The 17,396-nt window shown below is 70.6% G+C and carries 18 protein-coding genes; 6 read left to right on the forward strand and 12 right to left on the reverse strand.

Going from position 1 to position 17,396, the window contains the following annotated elements; translation table 11 throughout:
* Positions 1-278 precede the first annotated feature (278 nt).
* Positions 279-896: a hypothetical protein gene (locus FHU36_RS17625; protein ID WP_185085073.1), complete on the forward strand. Its 618-nt coding sequence runs from the start codon at positions 279-281 to the stop codon at positions 894-896.
* A gap of 115 nt (positions 897-1,011) precedes the next feature.
* A complete protein-coding gene (locus FHU36_RS17630; RefSeq protein ID WP_221496410.1) occupies positions 1,012-1,770 on the forward strand; it encodes a class I SAM-dependent methyltransferase in 759 nt (252 codons plus the stop codon).
* Positions 1,771-1,862: 92 nt separating this feature from the next.
* Here FHU36_RS17630 and FHU36_RS17635 read toward each other — a convergent pair whose 3' ends face one another.
* The 8 genes from FHU36_RS17635 to FHU36_RS17670 all read right to left on the reverse strand — a co-directional run bounded on the left by FHU36_RS17635 (position 1,863) and on the right by FHU36_RS17670 (position 10,098).
* Positions 1,863-2,681: a helix-turn-helix domain-containing protein gene (locus FHU36_RS17635; protein WP_185085074.1), complete on the reverse strand. Its 819-nt coding sequence runs from the start codon at positions 2,679-2,681 to the stop codon at positions 1,863-1,865.
* A gap of 144 nt (positions 2,682-2,825) precedes the next feature.
* The gene (locus FHU36_RS17640; protein WP_185085075.1) at positions 2,826-4,475 is read right to left on the reverse strand and encodes a Na+/H+ antiporter; all 1,650 of its coding nucleotides are present in this window, start codon (positions 4,473-4,475) and stop codon (positions 2,826-2,828) included.
* 71 nt (positions 4,476-4,546) lie between these two features.
* Entirely contained in the window at positions 4,547-4,867 is a 321-nt protein-coding gene (locus FHU36_RS17645) for an Atu4866 domain-containing protein (protein ID WP_221496411.1), read from the reverse strand.
* Between the two features lie 111 nt (positions 4,868-4,978).
* Positions 4,979-6,355, reverse strand: coding sequence for an amidohydrolase family protein (locus FHU36_RS17650; protein ID WP_185085076.1), 1,377 nt, complete (start codon positions 6,353-6,355; stop codon positions 4,979-4,981).
* A gap of 96 nt (positions 6,356-6,451) precedes the next feature.
* Positions 6,452-7,231, reverse strand: a complete 780-nt coding sequence (locus tag FHU36_RS17655; RefSeq protein WP_185085077.1) for an SDR family oxidoreductase — start codon at positions 7,229-7,231, stop codon at positions 6,452-6,454.
* Between the two features lie 101 nt (positions 7,232-7,332).
* On the reverse strand, positions 7,333-8,175 hold the full coding sequence (locus tag FHU36_RS17660; protein WP_185085078.1) for an SDR family NAD(P)-dependent oxidoreductase: 843 nt from the start codon (positions 8,173-8,175) through the stop codon (positions 7,333-7,335).
* Positions 8,176-8,352: 177 nt separating this feature from the next.
* Entirely contained in the window at positions 8,353-9,231 is an 879-nt protein-coding gene (locus FHU36_RS17665) for a helix-turn-helix transcriptional regulator (protein ID WP_185085079.1), read from the reverse strand.
* 579 nt (positions 9,232-9,810) lie between these two features.
* The gene (locus FHU36_RS17670) at positions 9,811-10,098 is read right to left on the reverse strand and encodes a DUF1330 domain-containing protein (RefSeq protein WP_185085080.1); all 288 of its coding nucleotides are present in this window, start codon (positions 10,096-10,098) and stop codon (positions 9,811-9,813) included.
* A gap of 65 nt (positions 10,099-10,163) precedes the next feature.
* Between FHU36_RS17670 and FHU36_RS17675 the strand changes: the two genes are divergently transcribed.
* Positions 10,164-10,577, forward strand: coding sequence for a MarR family winged helix-turn-helix transcriptional regulator (locus FHU36_RS17675; RefSeq protein WP_185085081.1), 414 nt, complete (start codon positions 10,164-10,166; stop codon positions 10,575-10,577).
* A gap of 75 nt (positions 10,578-10,652) precedes the next feature.
* Here the strand turns inward: FHU36_RS17675 and FHU36_RS17680 are convergent, their stop codons facing one another.
* The 3 genes from FHU36_RS17680 to FHU36_RS17690 are packed head-to-tail and all read right to left on the reverse strand — an operon-like array spanning position 10,653 to position 13,650.
* Entirely contained in the window at positions 10,653-11,108 is a 456-nt protein-coding gene (locus FHU36_RS17680; RefSeq protein WP_185085082.1) for a hypothetical protein, read from the reverse strand.
* A complete protein-coding gene (locus FHU36_RS17685) occupies positions 11,105-11,722 on the reverse strand; it encodes a DUF2867 domain-containing protein (RefSeq protein ID WP_185085083.1) in 618 nt (205 codons plus the stop codon). Before FHU36_RS17685 ends, FHU36_RS17680 begins: the two co-directional genes overlap by 4 nt.
* Positions 11,719-13,650, reverse strand: a complete 1,932-nt coding sequence (locus FHU36_RS17690; RefSeq protein ID WP_185085084.1) for a fumarylacetoacetate hydrolase family protein — start codon at positions 13,648-13,650, stop codon at positions 11,719-11,721. The genes FHU36_RS17685 and FHU36_RS17690 overlap by 4 nt, the downstream gene beginning before the upstream one ends.
* Before the next feature lie 519 nt (positions 13,651-14,169).
* Here FHU36_RS17690 and FHU36_RS43530 point away from each other — a divergent pair.
* The 3 genes from FHU36_RS43530 to FHU36_RS17700 all read left to right on the forward strand — a co-directional run bounded on the left by FHU36_RS43530 (position 14,170) and on the right by FHU36_RS17700 (position 16,423).
* On the forward strand, positions 14,170-14,379 hold the full coding sequence (locus FHU36_RS43530; RefSeq protein WP_221496412.1) for a hypothetical protein: 210 nt from the start codon (positions 14,170-14,172) through the stop codon (positions 14,377-14,379).
* A 21-nt stretch (positions 14,380-14,400) separates the two neighbouring features.
* Positions 14,401-15,141 carry a phospholipase D-like domain-containing protein gene (locus tag FHU36_RS43535; RefSeq protein ID WP_221496413.1) on the forward strand — a complete coding sequence of 247 codons (741 nt, stop codon included), beginning with the start codon at positions 14,401-14,403 and terminating at the stop codon, positions 15,139-15,141.
* 121 nt (positions 15,142-15,262) lie between these two features.
* Positions 15,263-16,423, forward strand: coding sequence for a glycerophosphodiester phosphodiesterase (locus FHU36_RS17700; protein WP_312891666.1), 1,161 nt, complete (start codon positions 15,263-15,265; stop codon positions 16,421-16,423).
* A gap of 205 nt (positions 16,424-16,628) precedes the next feature.
* Here the strand turns inward: FHU36_RS17700 and FHU36_RS17705 are convergent, their stop codons facing one another.
* Positions 16,629-17,339, reverse strand: a complete 711-nt coding sequence (locus tag FHU36_RS17705) for a TetR/AcrR family transcriptional regulator (RefSeq protein ID WP_312891667.1) — start codon at positions 17,337-17,339, stop codon at positions 16,629-16,631.
* Positions 17,340-17,396: the final 57 nt, after the last annotated feature.

Here is a 17,396-nt window from a genome sequence, read left to right on the forward strand (position 1 = left end):
ATCTCCGGATCTGACACCTTGCAACCCCTCTGCGGCGCACGCGGCGGACCAGATGGACCAGGCGTGGTGTTTGATCGATTTGGCCAATGCTGTCATCACCTGGAGCACGGACCGAAGAACGAGGTCGCAATGAGCCATGACAGCACCGCTCCCGGGAGTCGTGGAAAGGTCCTGGGGAGCCTCTACACCCGCAACCGGGCTGGGTCCGGATGGTCAACTGATCCCAGGACCCCACTGATCTGCGAACCCGGCTGACCCGAGCAACTGGAGACGACGAAATGACCGATCGCCGAACCGCATCGCCAGAACACGATCAGTATGGGCTGCTGGCGGCGCACGGGTTCGATGAAGCCTTCTTCGGGCTCTGGGTGGAACGGGACGACCTCGACGAGCTCGCCGGGTTGCTGCGCCTGGATCCGCGATCCGGGCGTGACGTGCGCCTGATCGAGGAAGCGGCCACGATGACGGACTGGTCCGTCCCGCTCGAGGAGAAGGACAGTCTCTGGATCGGACCCCACAGTCCTGGCTGGTCAGTTGTGATCAGCACCAGCGGCCCGGAAACGGGAGGGTGGTGCCTCAGCTCCGGAAATCGAGGAATGCTCATGGTCGATTGGCACCGAGAGATCGATGGCCTCTCCGACCTCGCCTATTACCGAGACGGAAACCTGGTCGCAGAAGTTCCGGCGTTGCCGTCGGGCGAACTGCTGCCCGGGCAACTGTTCGAACCCTATGCCCAGGGGCTTCCCCGGGATGGGGATCCAAATGAGGGCGACGAACGGCTGGCGCACGCCTTTCTGACCATCGTGGGACGGATGACAGGCCGCTTCCTCGACGGGGACTGGTTCCGCACCCCCGGTCGTGCCCATCGATTTCCTCTGGTCGACACGCACGGATAGTCAGCAGTCCGCTCGATCGCTCTCCACGGGCGCGCCCGGTTTCCCGAGGAGAGCCGACTCCGTCCCGACGACCCAGCGCCCGCGCGGTTCGCGGGCCCGAGCCTGGTAGGCCAGGATGGCCCGCATGCCCACTGTGCCTGAAGATCACGTTGAGCCCGCGCATCCGTCCCGGGTCAACGACTATGACAGTCTCGCCGAGGCGTACGCGGTCGAAAACGAGACCGGCATCATGAACGCCTACTACGAGCGGCCCGCCATCCTGGCCCTCGCCGGAGAGGTGACCGGCCGGCGGGTCCTCGACGCCGGCTGCGGCTCGGGCCCGCTGTTCGCGGCGCTGCGCGAGCGGGGTGCCGCCGTGTCCGGCATCGACAACAGCACCAGAATGCTGGAGCTGGCCCGGCGGCGGCTCGGTGACGGCGCGGACCTGCAGGTGGCCGACCTGCGTGATCCGCTGCCGTTCCCCGACGGTGCGTTCGACGATGTCATCGCGTCCCTGGTGCTGCACTACCTGGAAGACTGGGGGCCGACGCTGAGCGAAATGCGGCGCGTGCTGAGGACCGGCGGCCGGCTGATCGTGTCCGTAGACCATCCCATGATGGTCTACGCCCAGCACCGCCTGGCCGGGCGCAAGGTCAGCTATTTCGGAACCAGGAACTCGCTCGAAGAGTGGACCATGGGCGGCCGGACCGTCCCGATGAGCTTCTGGCACCGGCCGCTGCACGCGATGACCGACGCCTTCACCGCGGCCGGCTTTCGCCTGGCCGTCGTCAGCGAGCAGCAGCCCGTGCCGGAAGCCCGCGAGCTGTTTCCCGACGAATTCCGCTCCCTTGCCACCACCCCAAGCTTCCTGTTCTTCGTCCTGCGTGCCGACTAGGGCCGTCCGCGCGGGCCCGTGTCACCCACCCTCAGGTAGCTTCTGGAGGTCCAGCCCGAGGTACACGCTGTCCCTGCGCTCCGCACGCCGCATCAGGTGGTGAGCGTGCTCAGGAGGGCCAGGGCCTGGGCTGAGCGGGACCCCGGCTCGGCCGGCTGGGCGATGAGCCGCTGACCGGGGGCGCTGGCGATAGGGAAGATCTCGGTGCGCAGGTGCAGGTCACCGACGTCGGGGTGGTGGAAGTGACCGCCGTACGCAAGCCTGCCGCGTGGCTCGCGTGCGGCCCACAGCCGCCGGAAGTCCTGGCTGGTGATCGCCAGCTCGCCGACGAGTTCGCGCAGGCTGTGATCATCGGGAGTGCGGCGGGTCACCTGGCGCAGGTCGTGGACGGCCGCGCGGGCGGTGAGGTCCCAGTCGCGGAAGAACCGCCGTCCGGCCGGGTCAAGGAAGATCATGCGCAGCAGGTTGTCGCCGAGGACGAACCGGCTGTGCAGGACGGTCGCCAGGGAGTTGCGCACCAGCACGTCGCAGGACGGGCCCAGGATGAAGGCGGGAGCCGTCGTCCAGTCGCTGAGCAGGCCGAGCATCTCAGGGGAGACCCGTTCGACGCGGCCGGGTCGCCGCCGCCGAACCGTCGGGCGGGCCAGCCGGTGCAGCTCCACGAGCGCCTGGTCGTCCAGGCGCAGCGCCCGTGCCAGGCTCTGCACGGTCTGGCGGGTGGGGCGCTCGCGGCCCTGCTCCAGCCGGGCGTAGTAGCCGGGGCTGAGGCCGGCCAGCCGGGCGACCTCCTCTCGGCGCAGGCCGGGAACCTGGCGGCGGCCGTGCGTGGCCAGCCCGAGCTGCTCAGGCCGCACGAGCGCGCGGCGTTCGCGCAGGAACCGCCCCAGCGGGTCGTTGCGCTCACTGTCCATGACATGTGAGGTTAGGCGCGCCGCGGCCGTGCAGCCTGGGTGCGTCATTCCCAGGTTGGGCCGGGGGAGGGGTTGGCAGGGAGACGGTGCGGCCATGCCTGGGCGGTTCGGAGGCCGCGGAGGCAGCTGGCGCTGCCTGCCGGATCAGACAATCCTGCGCTCCCGCCGACCGGCAGGCGCGCCTGTCCCGGCGGGCACTCCCGGACTTGGCCAGGCGTGGTCGTGTTCGAGCCCGCACGTGTCTTCCTCACCTCCGTCAAGGCGTAGTTGTTCGGCGTCCAGCCGTCCTTGCAGGCGGCGCAGGACGATGTCGTCGATGTGCCGGCGATCGCGAAGCTGGATCAGGGTGGCGCGCTTGACCTGGAGCAGGGCCAACCTCAGCCGCCGGGTGTGCTCGGCCGCCTCCGCCCTGCCGTGGTGGTCCGGGCTGCCGAGGTCCTGGGCGAGCGCGTCGGCGAGGTGAGCGGGCACGTTCAGGCGGGCGGCCTGCTCGGGAAGGGCCGTCAGGGCCGCGCGCGTGATCTCGCGGACGGCCAGGCGCTCTTCCTCGGCCTGGGTGGGGTCGGCGGGCAGGCGGGCCCAGCGGATGACGGCGGGCAGCGGCGGACCGAGCAGGACCAGGGTGATCAGGATGACGACGGTGGTGATGAACACGATGGCGTCACGGTCCTGGACGGGCGATCCTTGCGCGGTGACGGTGGGCACCGACAGCGCTGCGGCCAGGGAGATGGCGCCGCGCATGCCGGCCCAGGCGAGCGGCAGCCGGTGCCGGGCGCTGATGCGTCGTTCGCGCTGGCTGGGTCGCCGGTCGAGGAGCCTTACCACATAGGGGACGGTGTAGAACCACAGCGTGCGTACGCCGATGACCGCGACGCTCACTCCCAGCGCGAGCAGGAGCGCCCGCGGCAACGAGAACGATGACAGGCCCCGTACCGCAGCCGGGAGCTGCATGCCGACCAGGACGAACAACGCCCCGTTGACCAGGAAGGTGGTCACCTCCCAGAACGAGACGGCCTGCAGCCGGGCGGTCGGGGAGATGAGCCGGGGCCCGGCCTGGCTCAGGGCCAGGCCGCAGGTGACGACCGCCAGGACGCCGGAGGCGTGCAGCAGTTCGGCGGGCAGGAAGGCGAGGTACGGGGTGAGGACGCTCAAGCCGCTGTTGAGCATCGGGTCGCGCCAGCGGCGGCGGATGAGGATGATCACCCCGGCGGCGGCGAGCCCGGCCGCGATGCCGCCGGCGTAGGAGACGGTGACGCGCAGCGTGGTGCCGCCCCAGGAGAACGGCGTGCCCTCCACGGCCGCTTCGAGCGCGACCGCGAGCAGCACCAGCGCGGTGGCGTCGTTGATGAGGGATTCGGCTCGCAGCATCGTGACCGTGCGGCGAGGCAGGCCGTGCGCCACCGCCGCAACGGCCACCGCGTCGGTGGGGCCGAGCACGGCACCCAGGACGAACGCCGCAGGCCAGGAAAAGCCGGCGGCGTGGGCCAGCACCGCCACGGCCGCCGTGGTGAGGACGACCAGTCCGGTGGCCTGCAGGGTGATGGAGCGCACGTTGGCCCTGATCTCACGCAGGGAGGTCGTCAACGACTCGTAGTACAGCAGCGCCGGCAGGAGGATGAGCAGCACGACGTCGGGCGGCAGCGGGATGTCGCCGAAGCGTGGCAGCAGCCCGACCAGAGCTCCCCCGGCCAGCAGCAGCATGGGCTCACTGACCTTGAGCCGTCGGGCGGTCCAGGTCAGGAACAGCACGGCCGCGACCACGACGACCATGATCTCGATGCTTCGGTGACTCATCGGCGGATTCCGTACGGGTGTCGGCAGGGCGGGGGTGTGGTGGCGGCGGGGTCGCCGGGCGGTGGGCGCTGCTAGCTCTCGCGGTGGAGCACCAGGTGTTCGTGGTAGAGCACGCCGTCACGAACGTCACCGGTGGCGGTGAAGCCCAGGTCGTCGTAGTAGTCGATGTGGGTGCCGGTCACGGTGTAGCGGCCGGCGTAGGCGCGCTTGCGGCCGTCGCGTTCCTCTTCGTACCGGCCGTTGGGCAGGAGGTCTTGGCGGATGCGGCCATCCGCGGTGACCCACATGCCGACGTAGGGATGGGAGGCGGGCGTCGACCGGCCGCCGCTGGGAGCGGCGCACGCGAGCAGCGTGGTGAACAGTCCGAGCAGGTGAAGGGCGCTTGTGAACATGGGCTGCGATCCTTTGCGACGAGGCCGAGGGGGCGGGCGGAGGGGCGAGGACGGAGGTGTGCGAGGGGCCGGCCGAGGCGCTGCCGGCCGGCCCGTACGCGGCATCGAGGGTCAGCGGCGGTTGCCGGCGTGCAGGACGCGGTCGCGTGAGGCGCGCACCTCTTCGCGCAGCGCCGTCAGGTCGATGTCGAGGACGGTGCCGGCCCACTTGCGCACCTGGCCGGCGATGAAGACGGCGTCGATGTTGCGCGGGTCGGAGCCGAGGACGAGCGTGCCGATCGGGTCGTTGAGCGGCATGTTGTTCAGGTCCTCGGCGCGGACGACGAGCACGTCGGCCTGCTTGCCCGGGGTGAGGGAGCCGGTGACGTCGCCGAGGCCGATGCTCCTGGCACCCTGCAGGGTGGCGAAGTCGAGCACGTCGGCCACGCCGATCCGGACGGGCGTCTCGCCGGTGCCGTAGGCGGCGTTGACGGCGCGCATGCGCTGGATGGCGTGCAGGGCGCGCATCTGCGTGAACATGTCACTGGCCAGTGCGACCTCGACGTCGATGCTCAAGCCCGGCCGGATGCCGACGGCGAGCGCCTCGTCCACGGCCGGGATCGCGCTCTCCAGGCCGATCTGGGCGTCGGAGGTCGGGGCGAGGGAGACGGCGGCGCCGGTGTCGGCCATCGCCTGCCAGGCCTGTGGGGTCAGGCCGGTGCAGTGGATGAGCGCGACGTCCGGGCCGAGCAGGCCCTGCTTGGCCCAGCCCAGAATCGCCTCGGAGGAGGGCAGGCCGAAGACGGCGTCGACGCTTACCCCGATGCCGAGGTCGCGGGCGGCGCGGGCGAGGCGTTCGCCGTAGGCGAGGTCGGGGCCGGCGATCTCGTCGGTGGCGAGGGTCGCCAGGCGCAGGGTGAGCAGCCCGTCGCCGGAGGAGAAGTAGGTGTCCTGGAGCCGGGCCAGGTCGGCGGGCCACTGGCCGTCCCAGTCGCCGAAGTGCGGGCGCATCGAGGCGTGCACGCCGCGGATGCCGGTGTCGGCCAGCGCCCGGACGGCGGCGTCGGAGTGGGCGGCTGTGCGGGAGTTGTGGGAGAAGTCCAGCATGGTGGTGATGCCGCTGTCGATGGCGGTCAGCGCGGCCAGCCTGGTGCCGACGTACATGTCCTGCGGCTGGTAGGCGGGGGCGATGCCGGCGAGGGTGGCGGTGACGTACTCGCCGAGGTCGTTGACGTCGGGCATGATCCGGCGGAGCTGGGCCTCCCAGGCGTGCCGGTGGGTGTCGACGAAGCCGGGGGCCAGGACGGCGCCGGTGACGTCGATGACCAGCGCGTCATCCGCTCGGAGGTCCGGGCCGACGGCGGCGATCGTGTCCGCCTCGATGAGCAGGTCGGCGCGGGGCAGGACGCCGAGGGCGGGGTCCATGGTGACGATGGCGGCTCCGGTGAGCAGGATGCGGCGTCCGGGGCCGGCGGCGCGGCGGCGGAGTTCGTCCAAGGTGGCGTTCATGGTGCTTCCCTGTGCGGGTCGAAGGGTTGGTCGCGGGTCGGGTACTGCCACCTGGTCATGCGGTGCCGCAGGTCCAGCGTGGCGGAGCCGGAGGGCTCAGACGGCCTGTGCGGTGGGCAGGATGGTGATCTCGGTGAGGTTGACGTGCCGGGGTGAGGCGGCGATGAACGCCACGGTCTCGGCCACGTCGGCCGACTGCAGCGGGTCGATCTCGGTCAGCAGGCCCTCCATGAGGGCGCTGGCGTCGGGGTCGGTGACGTGGCTGGGCAGCTCGGTGTCGACCATGCCGGGCTCGATGGTGGCCACCCGGATGTTCTTGGGGCCGAGTTCGACCCGCAGCAGGCGGGTGAGGTGGCTGATGTAGGCCTTGGTGCCGGAGTAGACGGAGAACTTCTCGAGGACGCGGGTCGCGGCGATGGAGGAGGTGGTGATCAGGTCCGCGGGCCGGCCCGCCTCGCCGGCGGCGGTCAGATGCGGCAGGAAGGCGCCGATGACGTTCATGACGCCGGTGATGTTCAGGTCGATCTGGCGCTGCCAGTCGTCCTGGCGCAGGTCGGTGATCGGCGAGATGAGCTGGACTCCGGCGTTGTTGACGACGAGGTCGGCGGTGCCGAGCCGCTCGGCGACCTCGGCGGCGGCGTCGCGGACGGCTTCCCGACCGGTGACGTCGATCGGGATGGCGATCACGGTGCCACCGGCGGCGCTGATGGACGCGGCCAGTTCGTCGAGCTTGTCCTTGCGCCGGGCCAGCACGGCGACCTTCGCGCCGAGTTCGGCCAGCCGCAGGGCGGTGGCGGCGCCGATGCCGCTGGAGGCGCCCGAGACCACGGCCACACGGCCGGCCAGCGGGGTTCCGGTGAGCAGAGCAGCAGTCATGACAAAGACCTCTTGAGTGTGAGAAGGCGGCACCCGCGATCAGCCGCGGGCGGATGGAGCGCGGATGGTGAGGGGGCGGCGCCGGCGTCGAAGGCCGGCCGTCAGGCCGCGGCGTCGTCGTGGGCGGTGGCGGCGGACTTCTCGCGCCAGGGGGCCACGTCCTGCTCGATCTGGCGCAGCTTGACCTGCAGCCGGTCGAGGGTGTCGGGCCCCACGTACAGATGCGTGGGCAGGGTGTCCTGGGAGGTGACCTCATAGATCAGCGCGGCTCCCCTGACCGGGTCGCCGAGCTGGGTGTGGTTGGCGGTGCCCGCCCAGTCGAGGGTCACGTGGGCCGGGGTGCCGTCGTAGGCGGCGATCCGGCCCGCGGGCATCGACAGCGAGCTGGCGTCGAGGAAGTCTGTGCGCAGCACGCCCGGCTCCACCACCATCGACTGGACGCCGAACGGCGCCAGCTCCTTCGACAGCGCCTCGCTGATCCCGGCCACGGCGAACTTCGTGGCGCTGTACATGCTCACCCCGGGCTCGCCCTCGAACCCCGACCGCGATCCGATGTGCACGAGCTTGCCGGCGCCCTGACGGCGCATGACGGGCAGGACGGCGCGGGTCATGTCGATGAGGCCGAAGACGTTGAGGTCGAACAGGGAGCGGGCCTCGGCGTCGCTGATCTCCTCCAGAGCGCCGAGCAGGCCGCGGCCGGCGTTGTTGACCAGGACGTCGATGGTGCCGAACCGGTCGACGGCGGCCTGGACGGCGGCGGGGATGGCCGCGCCGTCGGTGACGTCCAGGGCGAGAGTCAGCACGTGGCCCGACTTCTTGAGGTCCTCCGGGACGCGGGCCGGGTTGCGTACGGCGATGACGACGTCGTCGCCCTTGCCGAGGGCGGTGCGGGCGATCTCGGCGCCCAGGCCGCGGGATGCTCCGGTGATGAACCAGGTGGTCATGGCGGTGTCCTTCGTTCCGTTCCGGTTGCCTGACATCAGCGAGTCTGTCGAGCTCGACGGGGTGGAAGAAGGTCGGGAAATTCCTGGGAGTGATGTACCTAGGAACGGGCCGGAGCAGGTCCGGCGAGGACGAGGAGGCCGGGGCACCGCCCCGGCCTCCTCGATCTCGCGGGTGATTCAGCCGGCCCGCTCGTCGGCCGACAACGCCTCGTCGGCGGCCCGCAGGGTGCGCGAGAGCGCGTCGTCGGCTCGCGTGCGCAGCCGTTCGAACGCCTGCGCCGTCGGTGTGGCGGGCTCGGCCTGGTAGACGACGAGCTGCTGGTGCGGCGCGCCGTTGACGGTGAACGCGGAGAACAGGATGTGCAGGTCACCCACGTGCGGGTGGCGCAGGTGCTTGCCCTCCTGGGTCTTGGGCTTGACGTCGTGGCGGGCCCACAGGTCGGCGAACTCCGGGCTGTGCGCCGACAGGTCCGCCACCACCTCGCCGATGCGCGGGTTGTCCGGGTCGTGGCCGTAGGCGGCGCGGATCTCCGCCACGCACGAGTGCGCCGCCCGCTCCCACTCCTGGTAGAACTCACGCCCGGCCGGATCCACGAACACCATGCGGGCCAGGTTGTCGGCCGGGCTGAAGCTCTCGTGCAGCGCGGCGGCCATGGCGTTGCAGGCCAGGATGTCCAGCGCGGGGCCGAGCGCGAAGGCGGGCGAGGCGGACCAGCCGTCCATGAGCTGCAACAGTTGCGGGCTGACCGCGGTGTCCTGCGCCTGCCGCCGGGTTCGCGCCTCCGGCGGCTGGACCAGCCGCCACAGATGGTCGCTGGCGGCCGCGTCCAGGCGCAGCGCCCGGGCGACCGCCTCCACGACCTGCGGGGAGGGGCTGGACTCGCGGCCCTGCTCCAGCCGCACGTAGTAGTCGCTGCTCATGCCGGCCAGCAGGGCGACCTCCTCGCGGCGCAGACCCTTGACCCGGCGCCGCCCGTACTCGGGCAACCCGACGTCCTGGGGCTTGAGCGCTTCGCGGCGGGCGCGCAGGAAGTCGCCCAGCGGGGTCCCGCTCATGCCGTGTCCCTTGCCGGCGCGGCCTTGAAGACCGTGCCGAGCGTGCTCGTGCGGGCTGTCATGTCCGTCCTTTCACCTGGCGAAGACGTCAGGAGGTGATGGTCACCTTCCCCTGGTTGTGCTGCGTGGCGAGGTCGATGAGCGCCTGGCGGTCTCCGCTACAGCCTGGCCGACCGGGGACGATACCGGCATCGGCGAGAATCATTTATCAGGACATATCACCACATTGTTTACGTAGGTTCTGCCGAGGCCGCCGCCCCGGCGCTGCACGGAGGCCGACACGCGAGCGAGGAACCCGACCGGCCGCTGGAGGACGCCCATCGCGCCCGGCGGCCACTTCTCCCGCCCGCTGTCGGAGATCTGCACCTGCGCACCGAGATCTTCCCGATCGCCGGCGCGCCCGGACTGCGGCTCGTCGCCCGCCCGGCCGCGCCGGACTCCCGATCCGCCCGGGCGTCGGCCCTGCTGGGCGCGCCGACCACCTGGCCCTTCGGCGGGACCGGCCTGCGCCGCCACGCCGACGAGGCCCGTCAGTCCGGACGCCGCGTCACCCTGATCGGCGGCCGCGACCTCGCGAGGTCAGAGGCCATCGATGACCAGGGCATGAGCCTTGGCGAAGGTCTGCCGGAACTCCTTCAGCGGGGCGTAGTCGTCGGAGTGGTAGAACGCCTCGACCGCCTGCTTGTCGTCAAACCGCAGGATGACAGCCAGGGCGGGCTTGGCGTCGGTCTCCAGGACGAGCGGCTGCGCATCGCGGGCGACCGGCACGCCGCCGTGGCGGCCGACGACCTCCAGCGTGGCGGCTTCGTACTGGCGGAACTTCTCTTCGTCCTCAGGGGTGACGCTGATGACCATGTATGCACTCATGCCCCGAAGTCTAAGGCACAAGAATCTTGTGCACAAAATAAGTGTGCGCATGATAGGTTCGGAACATGCGGCTTGACGACCAGATCTGCTTCTCCCTGGCGACCGCGTCGCGGTCGGTGGCGGCGCTGTATCGGCCCCTCCTGGACCAGGCGGGACTGACCCAGCCGCAGTACATGGTGATGCTGGCGCTATGGGAGCGCAGCCCTGCCACGATCAAGGAGATCGCGGCCGCGGTCCAGCTCGATCACGGCACCCTGACGCCGTTGCTCAAACGCCTCGAAGCGGCCGGCCACATCGTCCGCCGCCGCCGTGCCGACGATGAACGCAGCGTCGAGGTTGACCTGACCTCGCAAGGCAGGGCGCTGCGGCAACGGGTCGAGACCATTCCCGACAGGATCACCCAGGCGCTGCCACTGACGCCAGAGGAAAACCGGCACCTGCGCGAACTGCTCGCCAAGCTCGGCGGCGAACCTGCCTGAAGGCCCCCTCGGGTCGTCGCGACCGGACGTGACGCGCCTGCCGGATGCGGTCCGGCAGGCGATCGCCCCCGCACGTCACGCCAGGTTCGCCCCCTGGCCCCGGGCTGCTGCCGGCCGTTCCCTCTTCCGCGCCGCCACGATGATGAGTGCCCCCGAGACGACCCCGGCGAAGAACGGGGACGGCACGAGAAGCACGCCGCCCAACGCGCACCACGCCGCGAGGGCCCAGCCGACCCCGGCGGGCACAGCCACGCCCCGTCCGGCGAGGTGCCATGTCAGGCACGCCAGGAGAACCAGGGGCACGGCGAAGCTTCCCGGACCGGCCCAGAAGGTGACCGTGTTCCGCAGGGACTCCACCGTCGGAGCGGCGCCTCCGTCCGCGAGTACGAGCGGGACGGCTGCCCACATCCCCCGATCCACCCAGCCGGTGATGGCCTCTCCGGCGATGAGCGCCAGCAGGGACAGGTGCCCGACCCCCAGCACGAACATGATCCCGCTCGCCCAGCGCAGCAGCCGTTTCCTGGAGTTCATCGTGAGGACCCTTCCTCGGGCTCCGTCGTTGCCCGGTCGCGGTCGCGCCAGGCTCGTTCCCATTGCCGGGTCAGTGCGGGGTAGACGATGAGGTGCCGGAAAGGTGCGATGGCGGCCATGTAGAGCCGCCCGAACCATCCGTTGGGCTTGACGAGGACGGCCATCCGCAGCTCGTAGTCGCCGTTGTCTCCGTTGACCCAGCCGAGATGCATCACGGTGTGCACGGTCTTGTTCGCCAGCTCGCGGGCGGCCTCCCTGTCGAGCTCGTAGACCGCCTTGAGCGGCATGCGCTCGTTGTCCGCGCCGCGCGGAGCGTCGCGGAGGTCGCCGGGCAGGCGGTCGCGGAGCGAGGCCACCCGCTCACCGACGCCCGCTGATGGTTTGTCCCAGCCGAGAAGTGCGCCGAGCTTCCATCGAAGGGCGAACAAGAATCTCGCCGGCCGCGGCAGCCTCACGGGTCCGCCGGCAGCCCGCGTCGCCGCGAGCATGTTCGGGAAGTCGTCGGGCCCCGCTCCGGGAGTGCGGAACGACCACACATCCTCGACCGAGAAGTCGCTCGTGAACTCGTGGATGCGCCACGGGTGGGAGGTGTACGCGGTCTTCGGCAGGCTCACGAGAGCCCCCTTCCGGCCATCATGGCCATCAGCGTCATCTGGTCCAGATCGGGTGTGGCGGTGGGGTCGAGCTCGCGGTAGCGGCGGTGCAGGTTGACCACGATCCGCTCGGCGTCCAGCCAGGTGGCGTACACATCGAGGTCCACCTTCTCGATCGCCTCGACGAAGGACAGGCCCCGGGCGTGGGCGGCGTCCGCCTGCTCGACCACGTGGGTGAGGTAGCCGCGCACCGCGCGGATCCCGTCGGGATCGGTGACCGGGCCGTGGCCGGGGACGATCGTGCCGGCGCCGGTGGCGATCATCTTGTCGCAGGCGGCGATCCAGTTGGCGATCGGGCCGCTCCACACGATCGGGGTGCAGCCGACGAACAGCAGGTCGCCCGCGAAGAGCACGCCCGCGTCGGGCACGTGCACGACGGAGTCGGCGGCGGTGTGGGCGGGACCGAGGTTCGTCACGCGCACCTCGCGGCCGCCGATGTCCAGGGTGAGCTCCCTGTCATAGGTCGAGTCGGGCAGTCGCAGCCGGATGCCGCTGAAGTCGAAGGCGGCGAAGCGCTCGCGGAAGTAGGGGGTGGCCGGGCCGATGTCCAGGACCTGGGTGGCGGTCAGCATCTCAGGGGGCATCTCGTGCCGCATCTCCGCGCAGGTGGCCTCCGCGGCGATGATCTGGACGTGCTCGCCCAGCAGCTGGTTGCCGTGGGTGTGGTCGCCGTTGGAGTGGGTGAGGACGGCGTGGGTGAGCGGGTGCCGATCGCTGACCGGGCGCATGGCGTCGAGCATCTCGGCCGTCAGCGGCAGGTCGAACAGGGTGTCGACCAGGAGGGAGGCGCCCTCGCCCGCGACCAGTCCCGCGTTGCTCCAGCCGTACCCGCCGTCGGGCAGCAGCCAGGCCCACACGCCGTCGCCGACCTCGTGCAGCCCGCGGGTGTAGGGCAGCTTCGACGGGGCGCGGTTGACCCGCGGGCGGGGCGGCCGCCTGTCGGGGTCGTGCCGGGGCGTGAGCGGGTACGGCGCGGCGGACGCGCGGACGGTCTGGCGGGTCCGGCCCAGCCCTTCGACCGTCAGCTCGACGACGTCGCCGTCACGCAGCCAGCCGGGGAAGGCGGCCGGATCGGTGAGGGACAGGTGCTCGATGAGGCAGCAGCCGGGCACCGTGCCTGAGCCGAACACGTCACCGGGCAGCAGGTCCACGCCGCGCGAGGCGTAGGAGATGACCTCGCCGAAGCTCCAGTCCATGGCGTCGGTACGGCCGGAGCCGATGGCTCTGCCGTTGACGGTGGCCTCGACCCGCAGAGCGAGCCTGCCGTCGCGGCGATAGGGCTCGAGCTCGTCGGGGGTGACCAGGAACGGACCGAACGTGGTCGCGCCGTCCTTGCCCTTGGCCTGGCCGATCGCCAACGGCGCCTCGCGCAGTTGCAGGTCGCGTGCCGACCAGTCGTTGTAGACGGTGTAGCCGACGATGTGCTCCTCGGCCTGCTCCGGCGTGAGGTCCCGGCCGCCCGGTCCGATGACCGCGGCGATCTCCAGCTCGAAGTCGAACCAGGCGCTGCCGGGCGAGATCGTCACATCGTCGTACGGGCCGGTGATGGTCGAGGGGCAGGCGAAGTAGAAGGCGGGGATCTGGTACCAGGCGTCCTTGAGCGTGCGGGGCGAGCCGGCCGCCTGCTGGCAGTTGCGCAGGTGGTCCAGGAAGCACAGGCAGTCGCGGACGGAGGGTGGGCGCGGAATCGGCGCGCGCAGTCTGGCCTCGGCCAGCGGGACCGGCCCCGCCCCCGAGGCCAAGGCCGCGTCCCCGGCCGCCCGCAGTTCCGCCGCGCCGCGGCCGATGAGCTCGATGAGGCTGACGCCCGGCGCGACGGGGTGGATCAGGTCCTCGCCGATCACTCCGACGCGGTCGCCGATGTCCGTCACGTAGGTCACCCAACGCATGAGAACCCCCTCAGTTTCTATGTTGGCTGACACAGGCTATACCCATCAACATCCGATCTGATATTCGGCATACCTGTTCCGCAGGGTCTCCATGCCTGGTGTGGGAATGATCCGCCGCCAGACTCCGGCAGCAGGCGGAAGCGGCGCCGGACTCTGGCGGCGGGGCGTGAATCCCGACGTTCTCCTGAAGTTGACGCGGGCTTCAGGGCGCCGTTCCTCGCGAACGCGATGATCGGCCGCGATCGGGGAGCCGTGAGGGCGGGCCGCGGGGCCGCTTGTCGCCTTCCCCTGAGGATGTCTCGGCCCCGAGAAGGGCGGCACTCGTCCGCCTCGCGAAGGAGTTCCACATGCCCTCCGTGCTGGCCGCTGCCGTCATGGCCGCTGCGGCGCTCGCCGCTCCGGCTGCTGCGAGCGCCTCCACCTGCGCGGACGCGCCCGATACGGCGGTGACCCCCAAGGGCGGTGTTCAACGATCCGGTGGGAGGCGACGCCGCTGCCATCGTCCGCACGCTCTGCGGCATGATCCGTCAGACCCCTGCCGGGGCGAGCATCCAGGTCGCCCACTTCGTCATGTCCGGCGCGGACGGCACCGCGTTCGCCGACGAGCTGCTCAGGGCGTACCGGCGGGGCGTGGACGTCCGGGTCGTCGTCGACGGTGACAGCCGTGGCCAGACCGTGGCATGGCGACTTGCGGACGTGCTCGGCACCGACACGGCGACCCGGTCGTAGCTGCACGTGTGCACCGGCCCGATGTCCGGCGGCACCGCCGCGTGCATCGGCGACAAGGGTCAGCACAACAAGTTCTACCTGTTCTCCCGCACGGGCGGCGCGTCCGACGTGGTCGTGCAGTCCTCGGCCAACCTGACCGACCTCAACTCCTCGACCTACTGGAACAACGCCCTCGTCCTGCCGGGCAACAGGCGCCTGTACGCGACGTACGACGCCTACTTCGCCGACCTGGCGGCCGAGCGGAAGAACCTCGACTACTACCGCGTCGTCCAGACCGGCGCCGCCGGCGGTGCCGTCCGGGCCTCCTTCTTCCCCAAGGCCGACGGGGACCCGATCGTCGAGGAGCTGGACAGGGTGTCCTGCAAGGGAGGCGCCACGGTCCGCGTCGGCATGTCCGAATGGGACACCTACCGCGTGGCGATCGCGGAGAAGCTGCGCGACCTGGCCGGGCGCGGCTGTACGGTGCGGATCGTCTACGGGATCATGGCCGACGACGTCAGGCGCCTGCTGCAGGCGGAACCGCGCATCACCCTGCACGTCCTGGGCGGCGGCGGCGCCCTGCCCGGTCGCCTGCACTCCAAGTGCCTGCTGATCGAGGGCCCTTCCAACGGCCACTGGGTGCTGACCGGCAGCCACAACTACAACCAGACGTCGCTGCGCCGCAACGACGAGACGTTGCTGAAGCTCAACAACAAGGCGATCTACCAGCAGTACGTGAAGAACTTCGAGCACATGCGGGAGGTGGCCCCGCCGGCCTCCTGACGCGCGCTTGTCACCGGAAATTCCGCCACAATTGGGCCACTATCGAATTTCGGTCCGTACCATAATTGCCGCGGTGATCACCGGTGAGAGTCGCCGGCCTGGACACCGCAGGGAGTCTCACGTGCGAAAGATCGCAGCAACCACCCTGGCCGTCCTCGTTCCCCTCGCAGGAGCGGGCACGGCCTCGTCCGCGGCCACTGCCGAGCCCGCATCCGACCGGTCCAAGGTCGTCGTCGTCGGCCATCGCGGCGCGGCGGGTCACCGCCCCGAGCACACGCAGGGCAGCTACGAGCTGGCCGTGGCCTTGGGTGCCGACTGGATCGAGCCCGATCTGGTGCCCACCAAGGACCACGTACTGGTCGTCAGACACGAGAACGAGATCTCCGGCACCACTGACGTGTCGCTGCGCCCCGAGTTCGCCGCGCGCAAGACCACCAAGGTCGTCGACGGGCGCAACGTGACCGGGTGGTTCACCGAGGACTTCACGCTGGCCGAGCTGAAGACGCTGCGAGCGGTCGAGCGGTTGCCCGCGATCCGCCAGCGCAACACCGTCTACAACGGCTCCTACCAGGTCCTCACGTTCCAGGAGGTGCTCGGCCTGGCCAAGCGGCTCTCGCGCCAGTACGGCAGGCAGGTCGGCGTCTTCCCCGAGACCAAGCATCCGACGTACTTCAGGTCGATCGGGCTGCCGCTGGAGGAGCCGCTGATCAAGACCGTCAAGCGCAACGGGCTCGACCGGCCCAACAGCCCGGTGGTGGTGCAGTCGTTCGAGCCGTCCAGCCTGAAGCGGGTGGCCACGGAACTGCGCGTGCCGCTGTGGCAGGCGCTGGGCACCACCGGTCAGCCGTACGACCTGAAGGCCGCAGGCGACCCGACGACCTACGCGGACATGATGAAGCCCGAGGGGCTGGCGAAGATCGCCGAGTACGCCCAGTGGATCGGGCCGGACAAGTCGTCGGCGATCCCGATCAACCCGGACGGCAGCTGGGGGACCCCGACGACGCTGGTGTCCGACGCGCACAAAGCGGGGCTGAAGATCGGCGTGTACACCTTCCGCAGCGAGAACCAGTATCTGCCCCTGCAACTGCGCCGTGGCCAGGCTCCGATCGACCACGGTGACGCGCTGTCGGAGTATCGGGCGCACCTGGATCTCGGTGTGGACGCCTTCGTCACCGACTATCCCGACGCCGCCGCCCTGGCCAGGGCCGAGGGGGCCAAGCCGAACAAGCACGTGCAGCCGCAGCACTTCGACAACGGCCTGCCGGAAGAGGGCCAGGAGTAGGCGAGGCGCACACGGCCGGACCTCGCCCCAGCTCGGCGCCGGTGGGCGGGGCCCGGCCCGGACGGTCAGGCGCCGCGAGCGCGCCGCGCGCCTGGCCGGCGGGATGGGTGATCCCGACTGGGCGGGCATCGCGACCCGGCTCGCTTCCGCGAGCCCACGTGGTCCCCGCCGAACCGGGGGAGTGGGGCTGCGTCGTAGGCTGCGGTCACGATGTGAGGCCGAGAGAGGCGATGAGGTCGCGCATCTCGTCGTGATAGACAGCGGCCGGGTCGTGGATCAGGATGCTCAGGTGGCCGTAGATCTCCAGGGCGATGAGCCCGTGCATGCGGCCCCACACTCTCAGCGTCATCGCGATGCCTGCCGGGGGCAGGTCCGGAAAGTCCTCCCGGACATGAGCGACAAAGTCCGGGTCGAAGTCGGCCCAGGCGTAGGCACGGTCCTCGGTTCGGCGCGCCTGGACTGCCGGCCAGGCTGCGGCGACGAGGCCGATCAGTCCGCTGCAGGCGCGCGCCTCGGCCTGTCTGCCGGGCCCGTCGCCGGGCGGACGGTAGCCGGGCACGGGGTCGCCGTAGATCAGCCGGAAGCCTTCGGGGTTGGCCAACGCCCACTCTCGCATGGCTTGGGCCCAGGCCAGGATCCGGCCGCCTGGATCGGTTTCCGGGACCGCGTCGCGGGCGGCCTCGGCGGCGTCGACCGCTGAGGTGTAGACGTCGCCGATGAGCGTCGTGATCAGGTCATCGCGGGTGGCGAAGTAACTGTAGATCGCGCCGGCCGTCATGCCCATCTCGCGGGCGATCGCGCGCAGCGAGATGGCGTCCGGGCCGCCGTCGGCCATGAGCTTCATGGCGATCGCCTTGATCTCGGCGCTGGTCTGGGCTCGGAGCCGGCCCCGGCGGCTCGTCGTCTGGTCGCTCACACTTGACAGTCTACAGGGTTTGGCTAATCTACCCCGTGTTATATCTGAACGCCGTGT

The organism is Nonomuraea muscovyensis (assembly GCF_014207745.1).
Lineage (GTDB): Bacteria > Actinomycetota > Actinomycetes > Streptosporangiales > Streptosporangiaceae > Nonomuraea > Nonomuraea muscovyensis.

What these genes read in the sequence shown, in the direction of transcription:
- FHU36_RS17670 (WP_185085080.1), bottom strand. Translation starts at nt 10,098, where the DNA reads ATGAGTGCATACATGGTCATCAGCGTCACCCCTGAGGACGAAGAGAAG.
- FHU36_RS43535 (WP_221496413.1), top strand. Translation starts at nt 14,401, where the DNA reads ATGTCCGGCGGCACCGCCGCGTGCATCGGCGACAAGGGTCAGCACAAC.
- FHU36_RS17645 (WP_221496411.1), bottom strand. Translation starts at nt 4,867, where the DNA reads ATGTTCACAAGCGCCCTTCACCTGCTCGGACTGTTCACCACGCTGCTC.
- FHU36_RS17640 (WP_185085075.1), bottom strand. Translation starts at nt 4,475, where the DNA reads ATGAGTCACCGAAGCATCGAGATCATGGTCGTCGTGGTCGCGGCCGTG.
- FHU36_RS17690 (WP_185085084.1), bottom strand. Translation starts at nt 13,650, where the DNA reads ATGCGTTGGGTGACCTACGTGACGGACATCGGCGACCGCGTCGGAGTG.
- FHU36_RS17655 (WP_185085077.1), bottom strand. Translation starts at nt 7,231, where the DNA reads ATGACTGCTGCTCTGCTCACCGGAACCCCGCTGGCCGGCCGTGTGGCC.
- FHU36_RS17665 (WP_185085079.1), bottom strand. Translation starts at nt 9,231, where the DNA reads ATGAGCGGGACCCCGCTGGGCGACTTCCTGCGCGCCCGCCGCGAAGCG.
- FHU36_RS17680 (WP_185085082.1), bottom strand. Translation starts at nt 11,108, where the DNA reads ATGAACTCCAGGAAACGGCTGCTGCGCTGGGCGAGCGGGATCATGTTC.
- FHU36_RS17635 (WP_185085074.1), bottom strand. Translation starts at nt 2,681, where the DNA reads ATGGACAGTGAGCGCAACGACCCGCTGGGGCGGTTCCTGCGCGAACGC.
- FHU36_RS17675 (WP_185085081.1), top strand. Translation starts at nt 10,164, where the DNA reads ATGCGGCTTGACGACCAGATCTGCTTCTCCCTGGCGACCGCGTCGCGG.
- FHU36_RS17625 (WP_185085073.1), top strand. Translation starts at nt 279, where the DNA reads ATGACCGATCGCCGAACCGCATCGCCAGAACACGATCAGTATGGGCTG.
- FHU36_RS17650 (WP_185085076.1), bottom strand. Translation starts at nt 6,355, where the DNA reads ATGAACGCCACCTTGGACGAACTCCGCCGCCGCGCCGCCGGCCCCGGA.
- FHU36_RS17660 (WP_185085078.1), bottom strand. Translation starts at nt 8,175, where the DNA reads ATGACCACCTGGTTCATCACCGGAGCATCCCGCGGCCTGGGCGCCGAG.
- FHU36_RS43530 (WP_221496412.1), top strand. Translation starts at nt 14,170, where the DNA reads ATGATCCGTCAGACCCCTGCCGGGGCGAGCATCCAGGTCGCCCACTTC.
- FHU36_RS17630 (WP_221496410.1), top strand. Translation starts at nt 1,012, where the DNA reads ATGGCCCGCATGCCCACTGTGCCTGAAGATCACGTTGAGCCCGCGCAT.